This window comes from Pantoea sp. B65, from assembly GCF_047308185.1.
Classification (GTDB): Bacteria; Pseudomonadota; Gammaproteobacteria; order Enterobacterales; family Enterobacteriaceae; genus Erwinia.
The window spans coordinates 188,967-212,064 of the sequence record NZ_JAHXPU010000015.1; the positions used below are offsets into that span (position 1 = coordinate 188,967).

Sequence of the window (23,098 nt, forward strand, 5' to 3'; positions counted from 1 at the left end):
TAATTTGAATATGCTTTCCGCAACGTGAAGCGTGATATATCAATCCTGTTAACCCAATGTTATTTTCCGCGCTGTTGTTCCACTCAAATGATAGCGGTGTAAATCGCATGCCATGCCGTTAACGGAATCGATTTTATGAAAATCTCTCTGTTCAAAAGCCTTTATTTTCAAGTATTAACTGCTATTGCTATTGGTATCCTGCTTGGCCACTTCTATCCGGAGCTGGGCGCGCAGATGAAACCTTTGGGTGATGCATTTGTTAAATTGATAAAAATGATTATCGCACCGGTTATTTTTTGTACTGTGGTGACCGGTATCGCGGGTATGGAAAGTATGAAGGCGGTCGGGCGCACTGGCGCCGTGGCGCTGCTCTATTTTGAAATCGTCAGTACCATCGCGCTGATTATTGGTTTGCTGGTGGTGAATATTATCCAGCCGGGCGCCGGCATGAATGTCGACCCGGCGACGCTCGATGCCAAAGCGGTGGCGGTCTACGCCCAGCAGGCGGAGCAGCAAGGGGTGGTCGCTTTCCTGCTGGATATTATTCCAGCCAGCGTGATCGGCGCCTTCGCCAGCGGCAATATTCTGCAGGTGCTGCTGTTTGCCATCCTGTTTGGTTTTGCCCTGCATCGCCTTGGTGATAAAGGCACAGTGATTTTTAACGTGATCGAAAGCTTCTCCCGGGTGATCTTCGGCATTATCAATATGATTATGCGCCTGGCGCCGATTGGCGCCTTCGGGGCGATGGCGTTTACCATCGGTAAATATGGCGTCGGCTCGCTGGTGCAGCTTGGCCAGTTGATTGTCTGCTTCTATATTACCTGTGTGCTGTTTGTGGTGGTGATTCTGGGGCTGATCGCGCGCTATGTCGGCTTTAATATCTTCAAGTTTATCGGCTACATTAAAGAAGAGTTACTGATCGTCCTCGGCACCTCATCTTCAGAATCGGCGTTGCCGCGCATGCTTGAAAAGATGGAGCGGCTGGGCTGTAAGAAGTCGGTTGTCGGCCTGGTGATCCCGACGGGCTACTCGTTTAACCTGGATGGCACCTCCATCTATCTGACCATGGCGGCGGTATTTATCGCGCAGGCCACAAACAGCCAGATGGATATTATCCATCAGATCACTTTACTGGTGGTGCTGCTGTTATCGTCAAAAGGCGCGGCAGGGGTTACCGGCAGTGGATTTATCGTCCTGGCGGCGACACTCTCGGCGGTAGGTCATCTGCCGGTGGCGGGCCTGGCGTTGATTCTCGGTATCGACCGCTTTATGTCTGAAGCGCGCGCGCTAACCAACCTGATCGGTAACGGTGTGGCGACGGTATTTGTCTCAAAATGGGTCGGGCAGCTGGACGAAAAACAGATGAAGGCGACGCTGTCATCCAGCGGGAAACAGCAAAAAATGGCCTGAAATAGCGCACTTAGCGACTAATTCATCTAAAAAGTCCCTCAAATGCCCGCAGTAGCTTGCCCTTACTGCGGGTATTTGCATAATAATCCCCAATTATACCCGTCATACTTCAGGCTGCAGGCAGCGTTGGCTGCGCAGGCGAGCCATTTATAGTTGCTGCTTAGGGCGAAACTTGCGGCCTTTCTGCAGCGCGAATGATTCAGGGTAGAGCATTTTTTTCATGATATTTCACTTCGTTGCGCGACATCTCCGCCTTTGTGTGGTCTAAGAAGCTGTTCTCTTAAATGCAGCAGCTTCCCTTTGTGATTCAAAGGAATGATAACGGCAAGCCGCGGAGCGCCAGTGAAAATAATTGGTTTGTGATTGAGTAGGGGTTCACATGCAGGGCACCATAATACGTCTTTTGGTTGGTGGGGTGTTACTGGCAGCAGTCAGTAGTACGGTGCAGGCTGAAACACTACAACCCGATCCTGCCTGGCAGCAGGGAAAATTAGATAACGGCTTAACCTGGCAGGTGCTCACCACGCCGCAGCGCCCCAGCGACAGAGTTGAAATTCGTTTAATGGTGAATACCGGATCGCTGGTGGAGAATGCCCAGCAGGTCGGATTCAGCCATTTATTGCCACGTCTGGCGCTGGTGCATAATACCGCGCTGGATACCATGCAGCAGCGCGCCCTGTGGCAGCAAGGTATCGATCCCAGCCGCCCGCTTCCTCCTGCACTTATCTCTTATGACTTCACCCTTTATAGTCTCAGCCTGCCCAATAACCGTCCGGAAGTGGTGAAAGAAGCGCTGAGCTGGCTGGCTGCGACGGCCGGTAAAATGACCATTAACGATCAGGTGGTTAATGCGGCGATTAACGCCGATGACCCTATCGCGACTTATCCGGGCAATCCGCAGGACGTCTGGTGGCGCTACCGTCTGAAAGGCTCGCTGATGTTAGGCCATGATCCGGCAGCACCGGCCAAAGCGCCGATCGATATCAAACAGCTGAACAGCTTTTACAAGCAGTGGTATACCCCGGATGCGATGACGCTGTTTGTGGTCGGTAACGTCGACAGCCGCGGTTTGTCTGAGCAGATCAATAAAACCTTTGCCGCGCTGCAAGGGAAACGTCAGACGCCGGCGCCAATGCCGACGCTCTCGCCACTACCGCATCAGCCGGTGAATCTGGTGAATAATAATATCAGCCAGGATCGTCTCTCGCTGGTGTGGGACTCCCCATGGCAACCGATTCGCGATTCACAGAACCTGTCGCTCTACTGGCAGAGCGATTTAGCGCGTGAAGCGCTGTTCTGGCATGTACAGCGCGCGCTGAGCGACAGTAAAGCGCAGGGGGTGCAGGTCGGCTTTGACTGCCGCGTGCTGTATCAGCGTGCGCAATGCGGCATCAATATGGATTCAGCCAATGCCACGCTACAGACCAATATGAACCTGATTGCGCGTGAGCTGGCGAATATTCGGGATAATGGTTTGCCGCAGGAGGAGTTTGACGCGCTGATGGCGCAGAAAACTTCTGAGCTGAATAAGCTGTTTGCCACCTATGCGCGTACCAATACCGATGTGCTGATGAGTCAGCGTCTGCGTTCACAGCAGAATGCGGTAGTGGATATTGCGCCTGAGCAGTATCAGAAACTGCGTCAGGCGTTTTTATCCGGTTTAACGCTGCCGATGCTCAACCAGGAGCTGCGCCAGCAGCTGACGCAGGAGCTGACGATGGTACTGATGCAGCCGCCGGGTGAAGCTGAAACCAATGTGAAAGCATTGCATGAGAGCTGGCAGCGTATTATGGCGCCACCTGTGGTAACGACCCCGGTGCAGGCTGACGAAACTAAACCTGAAGTGTCTGATATTCCGGCGCCACGGTCTTAATCTGTTGCGGGCGGCAGCGTCCGCCCGCAACGATAAGCCCTTACAGCCAGATGCGTGCGCGCAGCCATTCGGTGACCAGCATCGGCCAGCTGGCCAGCGGCAAGTCGGCGACGCCGCGGATGCCAAAACCGTGCCCGCCCTTTTCATAAAAGTGCAGTTCAACCGGCACTTCGCGCTGACGCAGGGCGCTAAAAAATGCCATGCTGTTATTCACCGATACCGCCGGGTCATCGACTGCATGGATCAGCAAGGTTTGCGGCGTATCGCCTTTCACCCGCGTTTCCAGCGAATAGTCTTCAATGCTGCCCGGATCGGGATGCGCGCCGAGTAACTGCTTACGTGAGCCTGCATGGGCCAGGCCGTCACGCATACTGATCACCGGATAAACCAGCACCAGCGCATCCGGTCGCGGCGAGCGGCTATCGGCGGCATCCTGCGTCGGATAGATTTTTTCGCCAAATCGGGTGCCGACGCTGGCGGCAACATGGCCACCGGCGGAAAAGCCCATCATCACAATACGTTTGCCGTTTAATCCCTGTTGAGCACGTTCACGCAGCACGCGTATCGCCCGTTGTGCATCGGCCAGCGGCGCATCAGCGCCTTCGTGGTGACCATCTCCCGGCAGACGATAGGTCATGACCGCCAGCGTATAACCCATGGAAGTGAAAAAAATCGCCAGCGCGCTGCCTTCTTTGTCGATCATAATGCGCTGATAACCACCACCGGGGGCCACCAGCAGGGTAATGCCGTTGGATACTTCAGGATGCCATAACGCAATTTCCGGACAGCGAACGCCTGACGCCGCACGATCGTGAGGCTCAAACATATTAGCCAAATCAATAATCTGCGGCTGTACGCGGGAATCACTGGCACCTGGCGCATCACCAGATGGCCAGATGTTAAATATTTCGGTTTTCATAGGCGGTCCTGAAGAATTTTATTTAGAAAGTACCGGCAAGCGCCAAACGCAACGCTGTTTATCGTTGAGCGTTGTTGCTGCTGAGTGAAGCATTGCCTGGTTTGATATAATTCGTCCAGTTTTTGCCGACGGTTGGCAGCAATTTCGGATTATGCCCTAAAATGGATTGGTATTATTAACGCCGGTTTTATTACGCCGCGGATGCAGATAATAATTCTCAAATTACCGCCGCTGATAGGTTATTTTTTTTCAGACATTATCATGGTTAATATGTTCGCCATTAGTCGGTGATTACCGCTGTCTGGCATATTTCCTCCGACAGTCTGTAGCGCCTCAGGCCGCGAAAACACTGGGTTTTCCCCCGTCCGCGGCGGTGCGTGACTCGCTGTGGTCGTGGCGGTTTTAGCGGGTATTTAGCCGGTGATTTAAATTTTTTTCACGCCAAAAGCAAAAATATTATTAAATTGCGGCAACGGTGTTTTCCGGCGTTTATTCTCCGCGCCAGTAACAGCGTATTTATCTGTTAAATCTAATGTGATGCCCGGAATGAACAATAGCTTCCATCCTTAAGCATGTCGCTTTAGATGGAATTTTCATTATTATCGTCGGTTTAAATTGACGTATTTAACGTTATTTCCTGTTGTTAACGCAAAGCTGATGATCAAGCAGGAGAGAGCCTCTCTCCTGCCAGCGGTTAATGATTAACAGAATTAACGGTGTGGGTCTGCCAGCGCCGCCAGCAGGTTTTTTTTACTGGCGCTGCGATACAGTAGCCAGCCAAATAGCAGAATGCTCAGGGGGCAGGCGAGGAATAGCAGGCGTCCCCACAGGGGATTCGGCACCAGTATCAATAGCATCAGGCCAGCCATGAGCAAACCGACGGTACCTGCCGGCATTGCGCGCTCAGCAAATACCAGGTAGACGGCATCGGTGGCGTTTTTACCCAACTCCGGGTGCGCGCTGGCGGCATCAGGGTAGAGTATTGCCACCGCCCACGGCGGAATAAACCAGATCAGCGTACCGAACAGCAGCAGCAGGGCAAACAACGCCGCTTTTCTGGCATTCAGACTGTCTTTCGCGGTTAAAAAGCGATAGCAATCCTGCATATTATTAATGCTTTGCACCTGCTTGATAAAAAAGAAGATAAAACAGACGAACAACAACGAAACATAGTGTGGCCCAACGCCCGGACCGGTGATAAAGCCGGAAGGGAATTGGCTGACCAGATTAACCGGGCCGCCGACTTTAATCAGCGCCACCACGGCACAGACCACCGAAATCAGCGCCACTACCAGTGCCTGCACCAAGTCACTGGCGACCCCCCCGGCGCCGCTAAGCAGGGAAATCAGCAGCACGACAATACCGCTGATCCATAATGTCAGCGTCACGTCATAGCGGAATACCGCACTGGCAAATACCGCCAGGCTGTTCAGCCAGACGCCGGCACTAAGGATGCTGAGAGGGATCAACATCCAGGTGAAAAACTGCTCATTGGCGCGGCCGAAACGATAGTTTATCGCCTGGGGGGGCGTATCCACGCGCATTTGACGAAAGCGGGTGGCAAACCAGTACCATGCCATCAGGTAACCAAACACATTAAATGCATAGCTTATGATGATCATCAGAATGAAGTAGCCGATCATCACGATGGTATTGAGATCCATAGCGTTCTTCTCTTGTAGGGGGCAGTTATATTTTTGTATGACCAGATTTTGTTTGCAGATAATTTGTAAAAGTATTGCCAGAGTAAAAAATAATCGGTGTAATTTGTGACCAGCTTCAATAACACCAGATTTACTGCGTTTGCTGCGTGGCATTTCTGAAAATGCTATGGCAGATTTGCCTGTGAAATATTTTATTTGTATTACTAATGATATGAGGCGCAGGCCCAGAAACGAAAGTTATCGGGAGAAGAGTAATGAGAAACAGGATGATCACCGGCTTACTCTGTTCACTATTGCTGATACCGGGCGTGAGTCTGTCGGCGCGCGCTGATGCGCTGGCTTTGCTGGTGGATCAGCAGATCGCGGCGGTAAAACAACAGTTAGCGCAGCATCATGCGCCAGAGCAGACCACTGCTGCCTGGCAGGCATTGCAGCGCCAGGCGGATGCCGCCCTGCAGCATCCGCTGATGAGTGTGACCGACAAATCCATGACGCCAGCGAGCGGCTCGAAGCATGACTATCTTAGTCTCAGCGCCTACTGGTGGCCTGACGACAGCAAAACTGACGGCCTGCCGTGGGTGCGCCGTGATGGCGAAGTCAATCCGGCCAGTAAAAATCAGCAATCGGATGGTCTGCGGCTGGCGGCTTTCACCGCCGATGTGCAGGCACTGACGCTGGCCTGGTATTTCTCCGCCGATCAGCGCTACGCCGACAAAGCCATTGCGCAGCTGCGCAGCTGGTTTATTGCGCCGCAAACACGTATGAATCCGAACCTTAATTTTGCTCAGGGCGTGCCGGGTGTGGCCGCCGGACGCGCTTCCGGGGTGCTGGACGGGCGCTACTTCGCCACGCGGATTGTTGATTCTCTGATTATATTGCGCCAGGCGCCAGGCTGGAAAGCCAGCGATCAGCAGGCGATGCAGCAGTGGATGAGTGATTATCTGCACTGGTTACAAACCAGCAAACTGGCGAAAAAAGAGGCGCAGGCCAAAAATAATCACGGCAACTGGTATGCGGTACAGGTGGCGGGGATTGCCTGGTATCTGCAACAACCGGCGCTGATTAAGCAGATGGTGGCGCTGGCGGAAAGTAAACTGCGCTATCAGATCGCCGCCGATGGATCGCAGCCGCAGGAGCTGGCGCGTACCCGCTCATTTCACTACAGCTACTTTAATTTGCAGGCGCTGACCGCGCTGGCAGAACTGGCAGAGAAGGCGGATGCGGGAGATTTATGGCATTACCAGAATGCACAGCAGGCGGGCATTCTGCGTGCGCTGGACTTTATGGCGCCCTATACCAGCGATGCGCGTCCCTGGCCATACAAATCCCTTGATCGCGTTAGCGAACGTTTAATTCCGTTGTTATCGCTGGCCGACAACCGCCTGCACGACACGCGCTATCAGCGCCAGATACAGCAGGCGGATTTTAGCCGCGGCGAACAGGCGGAGGGCGACCCGCAGGAGGTCGGGCGTGGCGCGGTGATTCAGGCACAGCGAGAAACCTGGCTGCTGTCGCAACCGCACTGGCAACAACAGGAGAACCACGGATGAGCTGGCAGGCATGACTACTTGAACAGGCCGATATTGACTGTTTTAAAAAGGAGGTGGGCACTAACTCACTTTTAGGGCGGAGCCTGGCTCAGCAGATGGCGCAGCTTAATCGCTGGCTGGAATAGCCGCTGGAGATCCCCGGACATGGTGAAGCAGGTGGCCCGCAGCGGCGCCAGCGACCCGCACTTTAATCTGCGCAGCGAACCGGCATGGATCTGGCGTACGCAGGGAAACAATGTGCTGTTCGCCTGTGCGATTGAAACCCATGGTTACTTTGATGAAGCGAGCGAAACTTCACTTGATGCGCGTGGCCAGGTGCGGCAGGTCAGGGTGGAAAAGCATCAGCCTGACCACTCCGAAGTTAGTGTTCACTTCGTTGATGGGCGAGTGATGACGGTGGTAGTGAAGGCTGAAACATTTGCGGTGCGCTGGCAACCGCCGGATGAGTGAAGCGGCGACCGGCAGGTCGCCGCGCACAGCGACGCTAAATTAAACCGCCCGCAGCTCTTCATAAGAGATCATGACATGCTCGCGGTATGCCGGACGCTGCGTCAGGCGCTGATAATAGCGCTGCAGCGCCGGTAACTCTGCGCGATCAATGGCAATATCATAATAGCGATACAGCAGGGAGCCGAAGGTGATATCCGCCAGCGTCAGGGTATTACCGACTAAAAACTCATGCTGCGCCAGGCGCGCTTCGGCGATCTGCAACAAGTTCGTCAGACGTTGTACTGCCGCGGCAATCGTCTGCGGATTGCGATCTTTCTCTGCTGTGCGCACTACCTGCCAGAAGATCGGGGCGGTAAAGCTGAGGGAAACGCTGATCTTCGCCCACTCAGCCCACATATCCACTTCACTACGCTGCACAATATCTGTCGGCCAGAATGGCCCTTGCGCATACTGGTTAGACAAATAGCGCAGGATAGCGCCGGTCTCAAACAGCGCCGGGTGGTCATTGTCCTTTAACACCGGCACCAGACCGTTGGGATTCATCGCCAGAAATTCAGCGGTATGGTTGCCGCCATATTTATGGCCAATATCGTAGCGTTCGAAAGGGAGTTCCAGTTCACCGATGCACCACATCAGCGCCTGAACATTAGAAGAGGTTTTTCTGCCCCATACTTTTAGCATTGCGTCGTACTCCTGATTGCCATGAGAGATCGCGGTTTCGCCGCGGAGACATTAATGCCTCTCGCGCTATCTGTTACAGGCGATGCTTACTGGATTCCATCAGATTCAGCGATGCCTGCCGTGCTGCCGGCGCATCACCCATCATTATCGCTTCATAGATTTTACGATGGTCGCTCATGCAGGTGCCGCCCTCTTTGGAGGAGTAGCTGATAAACCACTTAAATACCGTCGTCAGCACATTGCCAAAAGGAATATAGAAGCAGTTTCCCGAAGAGAGAAAAATCATCCGGTGGAATTGGGTATCGATATTAACCCAGGTTGCGGCATCAAAAGAACCGGCGTCGACTTCGCACATTTCGTGATAAATCCGCGACAGCTCAATGCGCTGCTCCCTGGTGGCATTAACTGCGGCCAGACTGGTGGCGTGCGGCTCAATCACCCGGCGGAAATCGAGAAACTGATGATACATCTCCTCGGTGGCTTCCATGCCGGTCATCCATTCAAGTAACTGAACATCAAGGATATTCCAGTGAGAGCGATCGCGCACTCTGGTGCCGATTTTGGGACGTGATTCCAGCAGGCCTTTCGAGGACAGCAGTTTTAATGCTTCGCGCAGCGCGGTGCGGCTGACGCCAAATCGGCCACATAATTCCACTTCGCTGGGCAAAATATCACCGGCGTTGAGGGTGCCAGTCATGATCTTGCGCGCAATGTCGCTGGCAATCAGCAGGTCCAGTCCGCGCTGGGCATTGGCAATCATTTCAAACTGCATACGCTTTTGTCATACCTGAGGTTTTACATGGGCCGATGATACAACATCGGGTTGGGAACGCCTACGCCAGCTAAGGTTTCTTTGGCGCTCCCTTGCAGAATTTGCCTCAGGGCGCCAGCTGGCCGCCGTTAACATCGATAATCTGGCCGGTGATATAACCGCTGCAGGCGTGCGATGCGAGAAACAGAAAGCTGGGGGCGACTTCCTCGCTGCGACCAAAGCGACCCATAGCGATGGTACTGGCAATGCGTTCGCGCACTTCCTGCGGTTTATCTTCATGGAAAGCGGTATCAATGGTGCCCGGCGAGACTATATTGAAACGGATATGGTCGCGGGTAAACTCTTTCACCCAATTACGATGAATATCGTGCAGCCAGGCTTTCGATGCCGCGTAGATACCGGCGCCGGGGCCGCCGCCTTCACGTGCGGCAATGGAACCGGTACTGATCACTGCGCTGGTGACGCCGCTCTGTTGCGCGGCAATACGTAACCAGGGAATGGCAAATTTAGTGGTCATTAGCGCCGAACGTGCATTTAAATTCATGACATGGTCGTAAAAATCGTCATCAATGCTTTCCAGCCCGTTACGCCCGCCTAAACCACCGGCATTATTGACCAGCACATCAATACCGCCGAAGCGGGCGACAAAGGCCTCAACCAGTTGCCGGCAGGCCGCAGACTGCGTCAGGTCAGCCTGAAAATAGTCGACATCAAAACCCTCTGCCCGCAGCCCATCCAGGGTGGTACTCATGGCAGCCGCCGAACGTGAGCCATTTAAGCCGACTTTGGCGCCCTGGCGGGCAAATGCTTTGGCGGCCGCCAGGCCGACGCCCGCTGTCGAACCGGTGATCAGTACACGTTTGTTTTTCAGATCAGAGAACATCACGTTTTCCTTATTACCAGGTTTCTGGATATATAGTAATACAAATACTAGCCGGTAAAAGGCGATGATCAAACAATTGCAGGCCTGTTTATTGCCTTCAGTCACAGAAATGGTGGTAATTGTATTACCAGAGGTGGTGCGAAATGCGGAAGCAAGGCCGGGGGCCGACCTTGCTTCTGTTTGCGGGGGGATGTGGGCAGCCGTTTATTGTGGCATTGCGCTTTTCGGGATCACCGCGCCACGGTATTGAATAACCGTGCTGGCTGTCAGGTGACCACGGGCAGCAGCTTCGGCGGCGCTGCCGCCGACCAGACGCACGGCAAGGTAGCCAGCGCTGAATGAATCGCCTGCGGCGGTGGTATCGACAATTTTCTCTTTTGGCAGTTTTACCGCCGCAACGTCGATTAACGCGGCATCGCCGCAGGCCACCAGGCAGGATTCTGCGCCACGTTTAATCACAATCTCTTCCACCCCGGCAGCGCGTGTGCGACTGACCACCTCGTCAACACTGGCCTCGCCCCACAACAGCGTCTCGTCATCCAGCGTCAGGAAGGCGATATCGGTGCAGGCCAGCATGGCGGCATAAGCCTGCCGGGCTTCTTCGCGGCTTTGCCACAGGCGTGGTCGATAGTTGTTATCAAAAATCACTTTGCCGCCGTTACTGCGACAGGCCGCCAGCAACGACAGTAATTTTTCCCGGCTGGCGGCACTTAATATCGCCAGACTGATACCGCTCAGATAGAGGTAATCAAACTGCGCCAGTTGCTGGCAAATTTCATCAGCGCGTTCACTTTCCAGCCAGTAACGGGCGGCAGCTTCATTGCGCCAGTACCAGAAGGTGCGTTCGCCCTGCGCATCCGTTTCGATAAAGTACAGACCCGGGAGCTTGTTCTCCATCCGCTGGACCAGCGTGGTCTTCACCTGTTCCTGTTGCCAGGCGGCGACCATCTCATTACTAAAAGTATCCGTTCCCAGCGCGGTCACATACTCCACGCTTAATGACTCTGTTGGCAGCTGACGAGCCAGGTAAATGGCGGTATTCAGGGTATCGCCGCCAAAGCCGCGGCTCAAATCTGCGCCCTTTTGCGATAGCTCAATCATGCATTCGCCAATCACGGCAATTTTTTTATGCGTCATGGTTCTCAGCCTCGAGGAAATTCGGCCTTTAGTCTCGCTTTGCCGCTGACATCAGTCAATGACTTAAAACAGTGTTTTAATTTTTATTAAGCATAAAGGTCATTGATTAAATTGCTTAATAGCGTGCGATATTGCTGACTATTTTGGCGATCAATAGCATAAGTCGCTGATATGTTGGAGGGTGTTAATGGGATTTGCCATCGATAAAGTTATCGCAGCCGGTGCCGATACTTGCTCTACAGGATGCCACTTGAAGGCAGACCCCAATAACCAGGATGTAAACCATGATGCTGAAAAATATCGGTCATCGGCTTCCTTCCTCAATTGTTGTACCAAAACATCAGGAAGAGCGCCGGGACTGGAGACAGTGCCAGCGATTATATACTTTTCAGCCGATCTATGAGCTATCTGGTCGCTTGATGGCAATTGAGTTACTCACCGCGGTTTTTCACCCTGCCGCGCCGGGTCAAAGGTTATCGCCAGAAGACTACTTTGCCGCGCTTGATACTTCACAGCGGTTAAATATCGTCCAGGAACAGCTTGAGCTCCTGATCCAATGGGAAGGCAAATTTGTTGATGGCGGGTTGATCGCTTCCATCAATATTGACGGCCCTTCGCTGTTAGCGCTGCAACATAACACCCGCATTCGGAGATTAATCGCCCGGGTACCCTGGGTACGTTTCGAACTGGTTGAGCACTATATCTTACCGCAGGAAGCCATTCTGGCGCAGATGCCTGAGCTGGGTCCCTTATGGCTGGATGATTTTGGTTCAGGGATGGCGAACTTCTCTGCCCTGACGGAATTAAAGTATGACTATATCAAGCTGGCGCGTGAGTTGTTTATTCTGCTGCGTAAAACCGAAGAGGGACGTAACCTGTTCGCGATGCTGCTGGCCTTGATTAATCGTTACTGTAAAGGCGTTATTGTCGAGGGGGTGGAAACCGAAGAGGAGTGGGCGCAGGTACAGGGCTCTCCGGCTTTTGCTGCACAGGGCTATTATTTCTCACGACCGGTGCCTTTTGAACAGTTAACCGATCTGCCGCTCCAGCTTGCCTGATGCTGATCTCCATGGTCTCGACTATCTTTAATAGAGACATGGGATTAGCAAGGAGTTGGAGATGTCGCGTACGGGAAAGATAGTTAGCTGGATCGTCGGGGTTTTTTTGTTGCTGGTTGTGGTCGCCGTCGTGGTGATCGCCTTCTTTGACTGGAACCGTCTGAAACCAACTATCAACCAGAAAGTCTCGACCGAATTAAATCGTCCTTTCGCCATTCGTGGCGACCTGGGCGTCAGCTGGGAGCGTAATCGCGAGGAACCCGGCTGGCGCAGCTGGGTTCCATGGCCGCATGTGCATGCCGAAGATATTATGCTCGGCAACCCGCCGGAAATTCCTGAAGTCAGTATGATGCATTTGCAACGGGTTGATGCCACGCTGGCGCCGCTGCCGTTGCTGGTGAAGCAACTTTATATCCCGTGGATTAAATTACAGCAGCCGGTCGCCAGACTGGTGCAGACTGCCGACGGCAAAAATAACTGGACGTTTAATCTGGCGGACAGTGATAACCCGCCGGCAGAGCAACCACCTTCAGCCTGGTCATTTCGCCTCGATAATATTGTGTTTGATCAGGGGCGCATCAGCTATCGCGACGCCATCAATAAAGCCGATGTGCAGGTCGTGGTGGATCCGCTTGGTAAACCGGTACCTTTTGCTCAACTGGCGGGTGGCGACGATAAGCAACCACAGGCGGCAGATTTTGTCTTTGGCTGGCAAGCCAGTGGTACCTACAATAATGAGCAACTTAATGGCGATGGCAAAATTGGCGGTATGCTGTCGTTGCGAAGCACTACCACACCCTTCCCGATTCAGGCTGATGTGCGTAACGGCTCCACCCGGGTGCGCCTTGCCGGCGTCCTGCAGGATCCGCTGAACCTCGGCGGTCTTGACCTGCGCCTGCGTTTTTCCGGTGATACGCTGGCCAATTTGTATGGCTTAACCGGCGTGCTGCTGCCCGATACCCCGCCGTACGAAACCGATGGTCATCTGACGGCGCGCTTTCGCCAGCCGGGCGGCGCGCTATTCCATTATCAGAACTTTAACGGTCACATTGGCGACAGCGATATTCATGGCTCGGTGACCTACAGCCAAAGCAAACCACGGGCAAAGCTGGAAGGGACGCTGGAGTCAGAGCAGCTGCGTATGGCTGACCTCGGACCGCTGATTGGGGTGAATTCCGCTAACGGCAGCGCCCGTACTGAACAGGCGAGAGCGAAGCGTGGCGATGCCGCCAGCCAGCCTGCGGACCGGGTATTACCGCATGATAAATTTGACAGTAAAAGCTGGCGCCAGATGGATGCCGATGTGAAATTCAGCGGCAAACGCATTGAGCACAGTAACTCACTGCCGATTAGCGATCTCGTTTCTCATGTCGTATTAAATAATGGCGATTTACGTTTAGATCCGCTGCGTTTTGCTATGGCCGGCGGCACCATCAATGCTGTGGTTCATCTGGAGGGCGACAAAACGCCGCTGCGCGGACAGGCTGATATTCATGCGCGTAAACTGAGATTACGCCAGCTATTTAACGGTGTGGCGGCGATGCAGAGCAGCTTAGGCCAGCTGAATGGCGATGCCACTTTAAGCGGCACCGGTAATTCGGTGGCGGATTTACTGGCGACCAGCAATGGCGAGCTAAAGCTGCTGATGAACGACGGGCTGATCAGCCGCAACCTGATGGAAATTGTCGGACTTAACGTCGGTAACTACGTGGTGGGTAAACTGTTCGGCGATGATGAAGTGCGCATCAACTGCGCCGCCGCCGATCTGAATTTGCGTAATGGCCTGGTTTCGACGCGTCTGTTTGTATTTGATACCGAAAACGCCATTATCAATATCTCCGGCACCAGCAATTTCGCCAATGAACGGCTCGATTTATCCATCGATCCGGAAAGTAAGGGGATCCGGATTATTACCTTGCGTTCACCGCTCTATGTGCGCGGAACCTTTAAAAATCCGGATGCGGGGGTGAAAGCCGGGCCGCTGATTGCCCGTGGCGCTGCTGCCGTTGCGCTGGGTGTGGTAGCCGCGCCGGCCGCTGCGCTACTGGCGTTGGTTTCTCCCAGCGATAACGATGAAAATCAGTGCAGCAAAGTGCTGCAGCAGATGAAATCGAAAAAGTAACCCGCATGGCCGTTCTGCCAGCATTTTATCGCGGCAGAAGCGACGTCAACTACCGCCATCAGGCGCATAAAAAAAGCCGGAACAATGTCCGGCTTTTCAACGTGCTGCTACCCTATTCACGCGTTATAACGTGTGATGGCGTGTCTCTTTGATGGCAATCAGCGCCAGCAGGGTCAGGCTGGCCATCGCCGCCAGATATAAGCCTACCGCGAACAGACCATAATGGGCGGTCAGCCAGGTGGCGATATACGGCGCCACCGAGGCGCCGAGAATCGACGACATATTGTAGGAGAATGAGGCGCCGGTATAACGCACTTCGGTCGGGAACAGTTCCGGCAGCAGCGCGCCCATCGGACCAAAGGTCAGCCCCATAATGCTCAGCCCGAGCACCAGGAAAGCCATTACCAGCCACTGCTGACCAGAGCCCAGCATCAGCGGGAACAGCAGGGCGAAAACGATAATCAGCAGCGTAATGGTAATCATCGTTTTACGGCGGCCAAAACGGTCTGCCAGCATGCCGGCAATCGGTACCATAATGCCAAAACCGATCACTGCCACCATCAGCATCCACAGGAAGCTATTACGCGAGTAACCCAGGCCGACTGGCTGGGCGGCGGTACCGTAACTCATTGAGTAAACAGTCATAATATAGAACAGCGTATAGGTTGCCAGCATAATAAAGGTGCCAAGAATGGTGGCGGTCATATGTTTGCTGAACAGCGTGCCGATCGGCACTTTAACCTGCGCTTTGGCTTTCTGTACTTTGGCGAACACCGGTGATTCATGCAGGGAAACACGCACATACAGGCCGATCAATACCAGCACCGCCGAGAGGATAAACGGCACGCGCCAGCCCCATTCCATAAACTGCTGATCGTTCAGTAGCCACGACAGCAACAGGAAGGTGCCGTTAGCAAAGAAGAACCCGATCGGCGCCCCCAGCTGCGGGAAAGAGCCGTACAGGGCGCGCTTCTTCGCCGGGGCATTTTCGGTTGCCAGCAGCGCCGCGCCGCCCCATTCGCCGCCAAGGCCGAGGCCCTGACCAAAACGAGCCAGTGCCAGTAGCATTGGCGCAAATACGCCGATAGTTTCATAGCCCGGCAGCAGACCAATTACTACGGTGGAAACCCCCATGGTCAGTAATGAGGCGACCAGCGTGACTTTACGACCCACGCGGTCACCGAAGTGGCCAAACAGGGCAGAACCAATCGGACGTGCGACAAAGGCGATAGCAAAGGTTGCCAGCGACTGTAGCGTGGCGACGGTGGCATCACCCTGTGGGAAGAAAATATGCGGAAAGACGATAACCGCAGCAGTGGCATAAATATAAAAATCGAAAAATTCGATAGCAGTGCCGACTAGCGAAGCGACCACCACTTTTCCGCGTGAATTTACTGGCGTGGCGTCTTGCTCGGCGTCGAGAGTTGTTGCGATGGTGGCTTGCATTGATTAATTCTTATTAATAAAACGAGAAAAGGAATCTTACGCATAGAAAAAGCGGCATTCAATGGTGAAAAGCCGCGTTCTGCCGGCTTCGGCGGCGGTAAAAGTGGATAATTTTTGTCATAAGATGTTTGCTGGCGAATGCCAAGGCAATCAGCCGATTTTTCAGCGGGAATCACTAAAAAAAGGCTGAATAAAAGTTAGCTGTCAGCGATAAATGCTGAGTGTTGCGCAATATTTATGCGAAAGGCGAAATTTTTAACTGGTTTTAAGGGGGTTAATCAAGCTGATTGCGTGTCGCCCCGGGCGTCGGCGACACACACCGGGCCATTCAGTGATGAGCATGCCTGCCGGGTTCCGGCATTTTCTCATCGTCTTTATATTGCGCCGTGGCAATCCAGGCAGCACAAAACAGCGTCAGTCGCGCAAAGAAGTAGAAAAAAGCCATCAGGCCCAGTACCGAACCGAAAGCCGCCCCCGAGGGTGAGGAGGCCAGTTTCGGCAGGGTCAGGGTCATGATGAATTTAATGATTTCAAAACCAATCGCCGCCAGTAACGTACCGCGAAACAGCGCTTTTTTACGCGGCTTATGGCGTGGCAGGATCCAGAAAATCCATAAAAACAGCAGGTAGTTGGCTAAAATCGAAATCGACAGTGCGATAATCGTCATCGCCGGGCGCAGCCATTCAATATGGTCCAGGCCCAGCGCGCTGACAATTGCCGCCTGCGCGGCGCCGGCGACGGAAGTCAGCGACAAGGTGATAATCAGCGCCAGCACTAAACCGGTCAGAGAGATAAAGTCGCGGGTATATTTAAAGTAGATCTTCTCTTTGTCCGTCGGATTGCGTTCCCAGACGTCACGCGACTGGGCGCGAATCGCCTCACGCAGATTTCCCATCCAGCTAATGCCGGAATAGAGTGCGATCAGTAACCCGGTCAGCCCGACGGTGGTGCGCTGCTGGATCGCAGTATTGACAGTATTTTTCAGCGTGTTTGCCAGCGTGGGATCGCTGATGCTGCTCACGATCTTATTGATCAATTCGGTTAACAGATCGGGATGCGACGCGAGGATAAAACCCACGGCGGCGAAAGAGACCATTAAAATTGGGATGAGCGAAAGAAACGAGAAGTAGGTAATGGCGGCGCCAAACTGGCTGCCCAGCCGGTCATTAAAGCGTTCGCCCGCGCGAATAAAGTGCGCCACGGCGGGGATGGTCTGAAACCAGCCGATCAACTGCGACAGACGGGTAATCGAATGATCGACGGTTTTATTGCCGGTTTTAATCGCGATCGGTGGCTTGCTTGTTGCCACCTCGTTGGGTTGCTGCTGTGGGTTGTGCTTATCCGTCATTAAACGCGCTTATCCTTTATCCATCGCCTGTGTGATTGATAATTATAGTCTGGCTATCACCCGGCGTAGCGTTTCATTGTCTGCGTCAGCCACTCCATAAACACCTGAACCCGGCGCGCCAGGTTGCGGCGGTGGGGATAGATCAGTGAAACCGGCATCGGCCGGGCGCGAAAGGTCGGTAAGATTTCCACCAGGGTTTTTGCTTTCAGCGACTCCTGCATCCCCACACGCGGCACCTGAATAATTCCCAGCCCGGCGATACAGGCGGCGCGATAGGTTTCCGTGCTGTTTACCGTCACCACGCCGCCGGTCTGAATCGTATGACAACGCTGACCATCAAAGAATTCAAACCCTTCCGCCGGGCTGCCCAGTTGCAGGTTGTAATGCACCATCGCATGCTGCGATAAATCGTCCAGCGTCTGTGGCGTGCCGAAACGCGCCAGATAGTCGGGGCTGGCGCAATTAATCATCGGCAGATGGCCGATCGGGCGGGCAATCAGCCCGGAATCTTTTAGGGTGCCGATGCGCACCACACAATCAAAGCCTTCGCGTATAACGTCAACCAGCCGGTCGCTGCTGCTGAGTTCCAGCTCAATCCCCGGATACTGTTGTAAGAATGCCGGCAGGCGCGGAATGACAAAATTACACGCCATGCTGACCGGCATATCAACGCGCAGCCGGCCGCTCAGGGTGGCCGGATCGTTCTGAAACAGTGAATCCATCTCCTCCAGCGTTGCCAGCAGGTCGCGGCAGCGCTCGTAGTAGATCATGCCATCCTGCGTCAGCTGTACGCGTCTGGTGGTGCGATGCAGTAAGCGCGCGCCCATCTGGTTTTCCAGCGCCTGCAACTGGCGTGAAACACTGCCTTTCGGCAGACCAAGGTTTTCCGCCGCCCGGGTAAAACTCTGCATTTCAGCTACCCTGACAAAAACCTGCATTGCGTGAATTTTATCCATTTGTTCACCGATTGTTGTTCACATTGAAACAATGAAACGTAGTTACCAGCGTTTATAGATCAAAACGAGAGGAATATCCTTATTTTCGTCCTAACCGATCCCTGAGGAGCAGAAAATGACGCGTAAAATTGCATTAATCACCGGTGGCAGCCGCGGTTTAGGGAAAAATGCGGCACTAAAACTGGCAAAAAACAACAGTGATATCATTTTGACTTATCGCACGCAGCAGCAGGAAGCACAGGCGGTAGTGCAGGAGATTGAAGCGCTCGGAGCCCGTGCCGTGGCGCTTCCGCTTGATGTGGCGGACAGCAGCAGTTTTGCTGCGTTTGTTGCTGAGGTGAAAAATCAGCTGAGAACGCACTGGCAGCGAGAAAGTTTTGATTATTTATTAAACAATGCGGGTATTGGGATCCACGCTTCGTTTGAAGAGACCAGCGAAGAGCAATTTGATCAACTGGTTAATATCCATTTCAAAGGTCCGTTCTTCCTGACGCAAAAACTGTTGCCGCTACTGGTGAATGGCGGGCGCATTCTGAATGTTTCCAGCGGACTGGCGCGTTTTAGCCTGCCGGGTTACAGCGCCTATGCGGCGATGAAGGGCGCGATGGAAGTGCTGACGCGCTATCAGGCGAAAGAGCTGGGCGCTCGCGGCATTGCGGTAAATATTATTGCGCCCGGCGCGATTGAGACCGATTTTGGTGGTGGTAGCGTGCGGGATAATGCCCAGCTGAATGCGTTTGTCGCCTCGCAAACCGCTCTGGGGCGCGTCGGTTTGCCGGATGATATTGGTGATGCGATAGCGCTGATCCTGAGCGACGAAAGTGGCTGGATTAACGCGCAACGCATTGAAGTATCAGGCGGCATGTTTCTCTAAGCCGGCCAAAGCGGTATCAATGTGACGGGAGTTCAGGTATTCCCGTGTAGGGGCGGCATTTATGCCGCCCGTGCCAATAATTTGCACCGGCGGTGATGACGGCATTTATGCCGCCCGTGCCAATAATTTGCACCGGCCGTGATGACGGCATTTATGCCGTCCGTATTACACCCGCATCGTACCGTCGATAACCGTCACCGTCTGGCCGCCAATCCAGATACCATCGGGCCGGAAACTGACCTGTAAACGCCCATTTCGCTGGATGGCGCTACCCTGGCGCACGCGGTAATCTGTGGTTTTCCCCAGTGACTGCCTATAACGCGCTACGCAGGCGTTGGCGCTGCCGGTAACCGGATCTTCCGTTAGCGACCCCTGCTCGATTAATAAACCCCGTACTTCCAGTTGCTCATCGCAACCACTCAGCGGGCCAAATGGCATCACCCCATCCACCCTGGCGTGTTTCTGTAACCGTTCAAGATCGATCACATTCGGTTTAATCGCCAGTACCGCCCCGGCGGAAAGCATCGGCACCAGCAGCCAGCGAATCCCCATATCGGCCACCACCACCGGCTGTTGCGGATCGAAAGCATCACTATTTAACGCGGTACTCAGCAGCGCGTCGCTGTAGGGCGTCAGGGTGGCTTCGGGGGCGGCAAAGGCCAGGCTGCCATCGGCCGCAATATTCACCGTCACCAGACCAATACCGCACTGCTGGACGATTTTGCCAGCGCTGTTCAGTTTAATGCCGGCTTCCAGTAAGGCATGGGCGGTGCCCAGCGTCGGGTGCCCGGCAAAAGGAAATTCGGTATCCGGAGTGAAAATACGGACACGATAGTCCGCACCGGCGACGGTTGCCGGCAGGACAAAGGTGGTTTCTGACAGGTTGGTCCAGCGGGCGATGGCTGCCATCTGCTCGTCGCTTAACCCATCAGCCTGCAAAATAACCGCCAGCGGATTACCATTAAAAGGGGAACTGGTAAAAACGTCGACCTGTTTAAAGGGGATTAATTGTGTCATTGGCGTCTCGTGATAATGGCGAAGGTGCAGTATTACTACTGCGAATAGATTGCCTTCGTCAACCAATGAGGTTATGAATAACACTCTGTAGCGGAAGAGAAAGTGGCCGAATTATGCTGAAAATTCTGGGTAGAGCATCATCGATTAATGTCAGAAAAGTGCTGTGGGTCTGTGATGAACTGGATATCGCTTTTCGTCGCGAAGACTGGGGCGAGGGCTTTAAATCACCCGGTCAGGCGGAATTTTTAGCCCTCAACCCGAATGGAATGATTCCGGTGATTCAGGAAGGGGATTTTGTGATGTGGGAGTCCAATGCCATTATTCGCTATCTGGCGAATGCCTATGGCGGTGAATGGCTCTACCCGGAGAATCCACGGGCGCGGGCGCCGGTTGATCAATGGATCGACTGGCAATCCACTGAACTGAACAGCTCCTGGCGCTACGCGTTTATGTCGCTGGTACGCAACTCCCCGGCGCATCAGGATCCGCGGCTGCTTGCCGCCGCCTGCAAAGGCTGGGCGCATACCATGGGGATTCTGAATAAACAGCTGGAAAAAACCGGGCGCTATGTGGCCGGGAAAAACTTTTCGCTGGCGGACATTCCTATTGGGCTGTCCGTTAATCGCTGGTATGAAACGCCGCTGGATCATCCCAACCTGCCGGCGGTGCGCGCTTATTATGAGCGCCTGACCGAGCGTAACGGTTACGCCACCTGGGGACGCAACGGTACGCCGTGAAGTTTAACTGATACCGGGTGGCAGGCCGCTCATCTCGCAGGCCAGCGCGCCCGTGCGTTTCAGCGCATAAGTGTAGCGTTCATCAAACGGGTAACAGCAGGAGAGGCGTAGCGCGTGGTTACAGCGTTCGCTCAGGGTATACAGCGCCCCTGGCGTGACGCAAATATTCTCCTGCAACAGACGGTGAAACAGCTGCACGCTGTCAACATTTCCCGGCAGCTCGACCCAAAACACAAAGCCGCCCTGCGGCAAGGTGGCGCGGGTTCCCTGGGGGAAATGGCGGGCAATCAGTCCGCGCGCCTCATCCATCTGTCGGGTATAGCGTCGGCGCAGGGTGCGCAGATGATGATCGTAGCCGCCGGATTCGAGAAAATGGCCGAGGGTTTCTGACAGCAGTACCGACTCCGACATCGACGATACCGCTTTCAAATGGGCAATCTGCGTATTGAAGCGACCCGCCGCAATCCAGCCAACGCGAAAATCTGGCGCCAGTGTTTTGGTAAAGCTGGAGCAGTAAATCACCCAACCTTCACTGCCGGCGCCAGCGGCCAGTTAAACTGTAACTCACCGTACAACCCATCCTCGATCAGCGGAACCTGATAGTGAGTAACCAGTTGAGCGAGCCGCTTTTTATCTTCCAGCGCCATGCTGCAACCGAGCGGGTTCTGCACGTTGGGCATGGCAATCAGTGCATTAATGCGCTTTTCGCTTAACAGCATTTCCAGCGCATCCAGCGACAGCCCGCGCTGTGGATGGGTGGGGATCTCGATGGATTTCAGCCCGAGGCTGGCCAGCAGCGGAAACAGGTAAAAATACGTTGGCGTTTCCAGGCCGACGCAGTCACCGGCTTTAGTTACCGCGCGCAGCGCCAGCTGCAGCGCTTCCATACAGCCGTGAGTCAGGGTGATATCATCCGCGACCAGCGCCATACCGGAATCCATCGCCCGTCTGGCGACTTCACGGCGCAGACGCGGGCTGCCTGGCGGCAAAGCATAGCGACCAATCATCCCCGGCTGACGGCGCAACAGCGAAGCGATAATCCGGCTGAGTTTGGCCGCCGGATAGAAATCACTATTCTGTGGGCAGGCGAGGGAAATATTGATGTAGTCCGGGTGGTTTTGCGCGGCAAATACCGTGTTGATCAGATCAAGTTTTTCACTGCCTGGTGAGGAGACCTGCGCGCGATATTGCGTGGTTTTGGTGAGCGACGGCAGTACCCCACGCACATAGTAGCCAGACTGGGGGCGCGCTTCGATCAGGCCGCGATCTTCCAGAATTCGCCAGGCATTAAGCACGGTATTCACGCTCACCTGATGGGAACCGGCGACGCGGCGAATCGCCGGCAGGCGGCTGCCAGGAGGCCAGGTGCCATGATGAATTGCCGCCGCAAAGGTTTCGGCCAGCTGATGGTAAAGCGTGGTTTCCTGCGGTTCGATAATGGACACAGTTGCCTCCTGATGTGATAGGTACAATTTAATTAATCATCAGATTGTACTCAATACAATAGTCGTTTTGTGTGTCTGTTACCATTGCTATGCATTTCTTACACTGGTGCTCTGTTAACAACTTTGCAGGTATGCACCATGCTCGATCCTTCATTCTTCAGCTATGTCACCGTGATGTCGATTACCCCCGGCCCTAATAACCTGTTGCTGGCTACCTCCGGGGTGAATTTCGGCCTGCGTCGCACCCTGCCGATGGTATTTGGCATTTTAGTCGGCTGCGCGCTGCAAACCGTGCTGGCAGGGGTGTTGCTGGAGGTGCTGCTGCACTGGATGAGCCAGGTGCGCCTGCCGCTGACCATCCTCGGCTGTGGCTATCTGCTCTGGTTGTCATGGAAACTGTTTCGTTCCTCGGCGCCGGAAATGCGTGAGAATGCGCGCCCCATGACGCTGCTGGGTGGCGCACTGTTTCAGGCGGTGAACCCGAAAGCCTGGCTGATGGCGACCAATGTAGCGCTGTTATACAGCGCCAGCAGCGGTGTACTGGCGGTAATGCTTGGCTTTATGGTGATGAACCTGCCATGTATCCTGATCTGGGCGGTAATGGGCGATCGTCTGCGCCATCATCTGCAGGTTAGCTGGAAGTTAAAACTGTTTAATGGCGTGATGGCGATTTCCCTGCTGGTAACCACCCTGTGGATGTTTATTGAAGCTGTACAGATGCGCTAATGACAGACATTATTATCTGCGGTGCCCCTG

At 54.1% G+C, this 23,098-nt stretch carries 19 protein-coding genes and 1 pseudogene; 9 read left to right on the forward strand and 11 right to left on the reverse strand.

Annotation, left to right across the window (positions count from 1 at the left end; all coding sequences use genetic code 11):
* The first annotated feature begins 135 nt into the window (after positions 1-135).
* Complete coding sequence (locus JWF83_RS03705; protein WP_413648773.1) at positions 136-1,410, forward strand: dicarboxylate/amino acid:cation symporter; 1,275 nt, start codon at positions 136-138, stop codon at positions 1,408-1,410.
* 379 nt (positions 1,411-1,789) lie between these two features.
* Positions 1,790-3,283 (forward strand): M16 family metallopeptidase, encoded by a 1,494-nt coding sequence (locus JWF83_RS03710; RefSeq protein WP_413648775.1) that lies wholly within the window; start codon positions 1,790-1,792, stop codon positions 3,281-3,283.
* Between the two features lie 40 nt (positions 3,284-3,323).
* On the opposite strand, the gene JWF83_RS03715 is transcribed toward JWF83_RS03710, so the two are convergent.
* Positions 3,324-4,202 (reverse strand): alpha/beta hydrolase, encoded by an 879-nt coding sequence (locus JWF83_RS03715; protein ID WP_413648776.1) that lies wholly within the window; start codon positions 4,200-4,202, stop codon positions 3,324-3,326.
* Positions 4,203-4,912: 710 nt separating this feature from the next.
* Entirely contained in the window at positions 4,913-5,866 is a 954-nt protein-coding gene (locus JWF83_RS03720) for a sodium:solute symporter family transporter (protein WP_413648777.1), read from the reverse strand.
* Positions 5,867-6,120: 254 nt separating this feature from the next.
* On the opposite strand from JWF83_RS03720, the gene JWF83_RS03725 reads away from it, so the two are divergent.
* Positions 6,121-7,416 (forward strand): alginate lyase family protein, encoded by a 1,296-nt coding sequence (locus JWF83_RS03725; RefSeq protein WP_413648779.1) that lies wholly within the window; start codon positions 6,121-6,123, stop codon positions 7,414-7,416.
* 144 nt (positions 7,417-7,560) lie between these two features.
* Entirely contained in the window at positions 7,561-7,866 is a 306-nt protein-coding gene (locus JWF83_RS03730; protein WP_413648780.1) for a hypothetical protein, read from the forward strand.
* Between the two features lie 39 nt (positions 7,867-7,905).
* Here JWF83_RS03730 and JWF83_RS03735 read toward each other — a convergent pair whose 3' ends face one another.
* From JWF83_RS03735 to JWF83_RS03750, 4 genes are all read right to left on the reverse strand, one after another.
* Positions 7,906-8,547 (reverse strand): glutathione S-transferase family protein, encoded by a 642-nt coding sequence (locus tag JWF83_RS03735; RefSeq protein WP_413648781.1) that lies wholly within the window; start codon positions 8,545-8,547, stop codon positions 7,906-7,908.
* 73 nt (positions 8,548-8,620) lie between these two features.
* Entirely contained in the window at positions 8,621-9,319 is a 699-nt protein-coding gene (locus JWF83_RS03740) for a FadR/GntR family transcriptional regulator (protein WP_413648783.1), read from the reverse strand.
* A 106-nt stretch (positions 9,320-9,425) separates the two neighbouring features.
* Entirely contained in the window at positions 9,426-10,202 is a 777-nt protein-coding gene (locus tag JWF83_RS03745; RefSeq protein WP_413648785.1) for an SDR family NAD(P)-dependent oxidoreductase, read from the reverse strand.
* Positions 10,203-10,406: 204 nt separating this feature from the next.
* Positions 10,407-11,339 carry a sugar kinase gene (locus JWF83_RS03750; RefSeq protein WP_413648786.1) on the reverse strand — a complete coding sequence of 311 codons (933 nt, stop codon included), beginning with the start codon at positions 11,337-11,339 and terminating at the stop codon, positions 10,407-10,409.
* A 284-nt stretch (positions 11,340-11,623) separates the two neighbouring features.
* On the opposite strand from JWF83_RS03750, the gene pdeH reads away from it, so the two are divergent.
* A complete protein-coding gene (gene pdeH, locus JWF83_RS03755; RefSeq protein WP_413648787.1) occupies positions 11,624-12,397 on the forward strand; it encodes a cyclic-guanylate-specific phosphodiesterase in 774 nt (257 codons plus the stop codon).
* A gap of 61 nt (positions 12,398-12,458) precedes the next feature.
* Positions 12,459-14,519, forward strand: coding sequence for an AsmA family protein (locus tag JWF83_RS03760; RefSeq protein WP_413648788.1), 2,061 nt, complete (start codon positions 12,459-12,461; stop codon positions 14,517-14,519).
* A 123-nt stretch (positions 14,520-14,642) separates the two neighbouring features.
* On the opposite strand, the gene JWF83_RS03765 is transcribed toward JWF83_RS03760, so the two are convergent.
* The 3 genes from JWF83_RS03765 to JWF83_RS03775 form a co-directional block, all read right to left on the reverse strand.
* Complete coding sequence (locus tag JWF83_RS03765) at positions 14,643-15,965, reverse strand: MFS transporter (RefSeq protein ID WP_413648789.1); 1,323 nt, start codon at positions 15,963-15,965, stop codon at positions 14,643-14,645.
* 328 nt (positions 15,966-16,293) lie between these two features.
* On the reverse strand, positions 16,294-17,313 hold the full coding sequence (gene yhjD, locus JWF83_RS03770) for an inner membrane protein YhjD (protein WP_413648791.1): 1,020 nt from the start codon (positions 17,311-17,313) through the stop codon (positions 16,294-16,296).
* A 56-nt stretch (positions 17,314-17,369) separates the two neighbouring features.
* Positions 17,370-18,269 carry a LysR family transcriptional regulator gene (locus tag JWF83_RS03775; RefSeq protein ID WP_413648792.1) on the reverse strand — a complete coding sequence of 300 codons (900 nt, stop codon included), beginning with the start codon at positions 18,267-18,269 and terminating at the stop codon, positions 17,370-17,372.
* Positions 18,270-18,384: 115 nt separating this feature from the next.
* Between JWF83_RS03775 and JWF83_RS03780 the strand changes: the two genes are divergently transcribed.
* Positions 18,385-19,143: an SDR family NAD(P)-dependent oxidoreductase gene (locus JWF83_RS03780; protein WP_413648793.1), complete on the forward strand. Its 759-nt coding sequence runs from the start codon at positions 18,385-18,387 to the stop codon at positions 19,141-19,143.
* Between the two features lie 165 nt (positions 19,144-19,308).
* Here the strand turns inward: JWF83_RS03780 and JWF83_RS03785 are convergent, their stop codons facing one another.
* A complete protein-coding gene (locus JWF83_RS03785; protein WP_413648794.1) occupies positions 19,309-20,160 on the reverse strand; it encodes a PhzF family phenazine biosynthesis protein in 852 nt (283 codons plus the stop codon).
* 113 nt (positions 20,161-20,273) lie between these two features.
* Here JWF83_RS03785 and JWF83_RS03790 point away from each other — a divergent pair, with 113 nt between their 5' ends.
* Entirely contained in the window at positions 20,274-20,897 is a 624-nt protein-coding gene (locus tag JWF83_RS03790; RefSeq protein ID WP_413648795.1) for a glutathione S-transferase family protein, read from the forward strand.
* On the opposite strand, the pseudogene JWF83_RS03795 reads toward JWF83_RS03790, so the two are convergent.
* A pseudogene (locus JWF83_RS03795) lies at positions 20,864-22,342 on the reverse strand (PLP-dependent aminotransferase family protein). The gene JWF83_RS03790 and the pseudogene JWF83_RS03795 sit on opposite strands and share 34 nt — an antisense overlap.
* A gap of 138 nt (positions 22,343-22,480) precedes the next feature.
* Here JWF83_RS03795 and JWF83_RS03800 point away from each other — a divergent pair.
* The gene (locus JWF83_RS03800) at positions 22,481-23,068 is read left to right on the forward strand and encodes a LysE family translocator (protein ID WP_413648796.1); all 588 of its coding nucleotides are present in this window, start codon (positions 22,481-22,483) and stop codon (positions 23,066-23,068) included.
* Positions 23,069-23,098 lie beyond the last annotated feature (30 nt).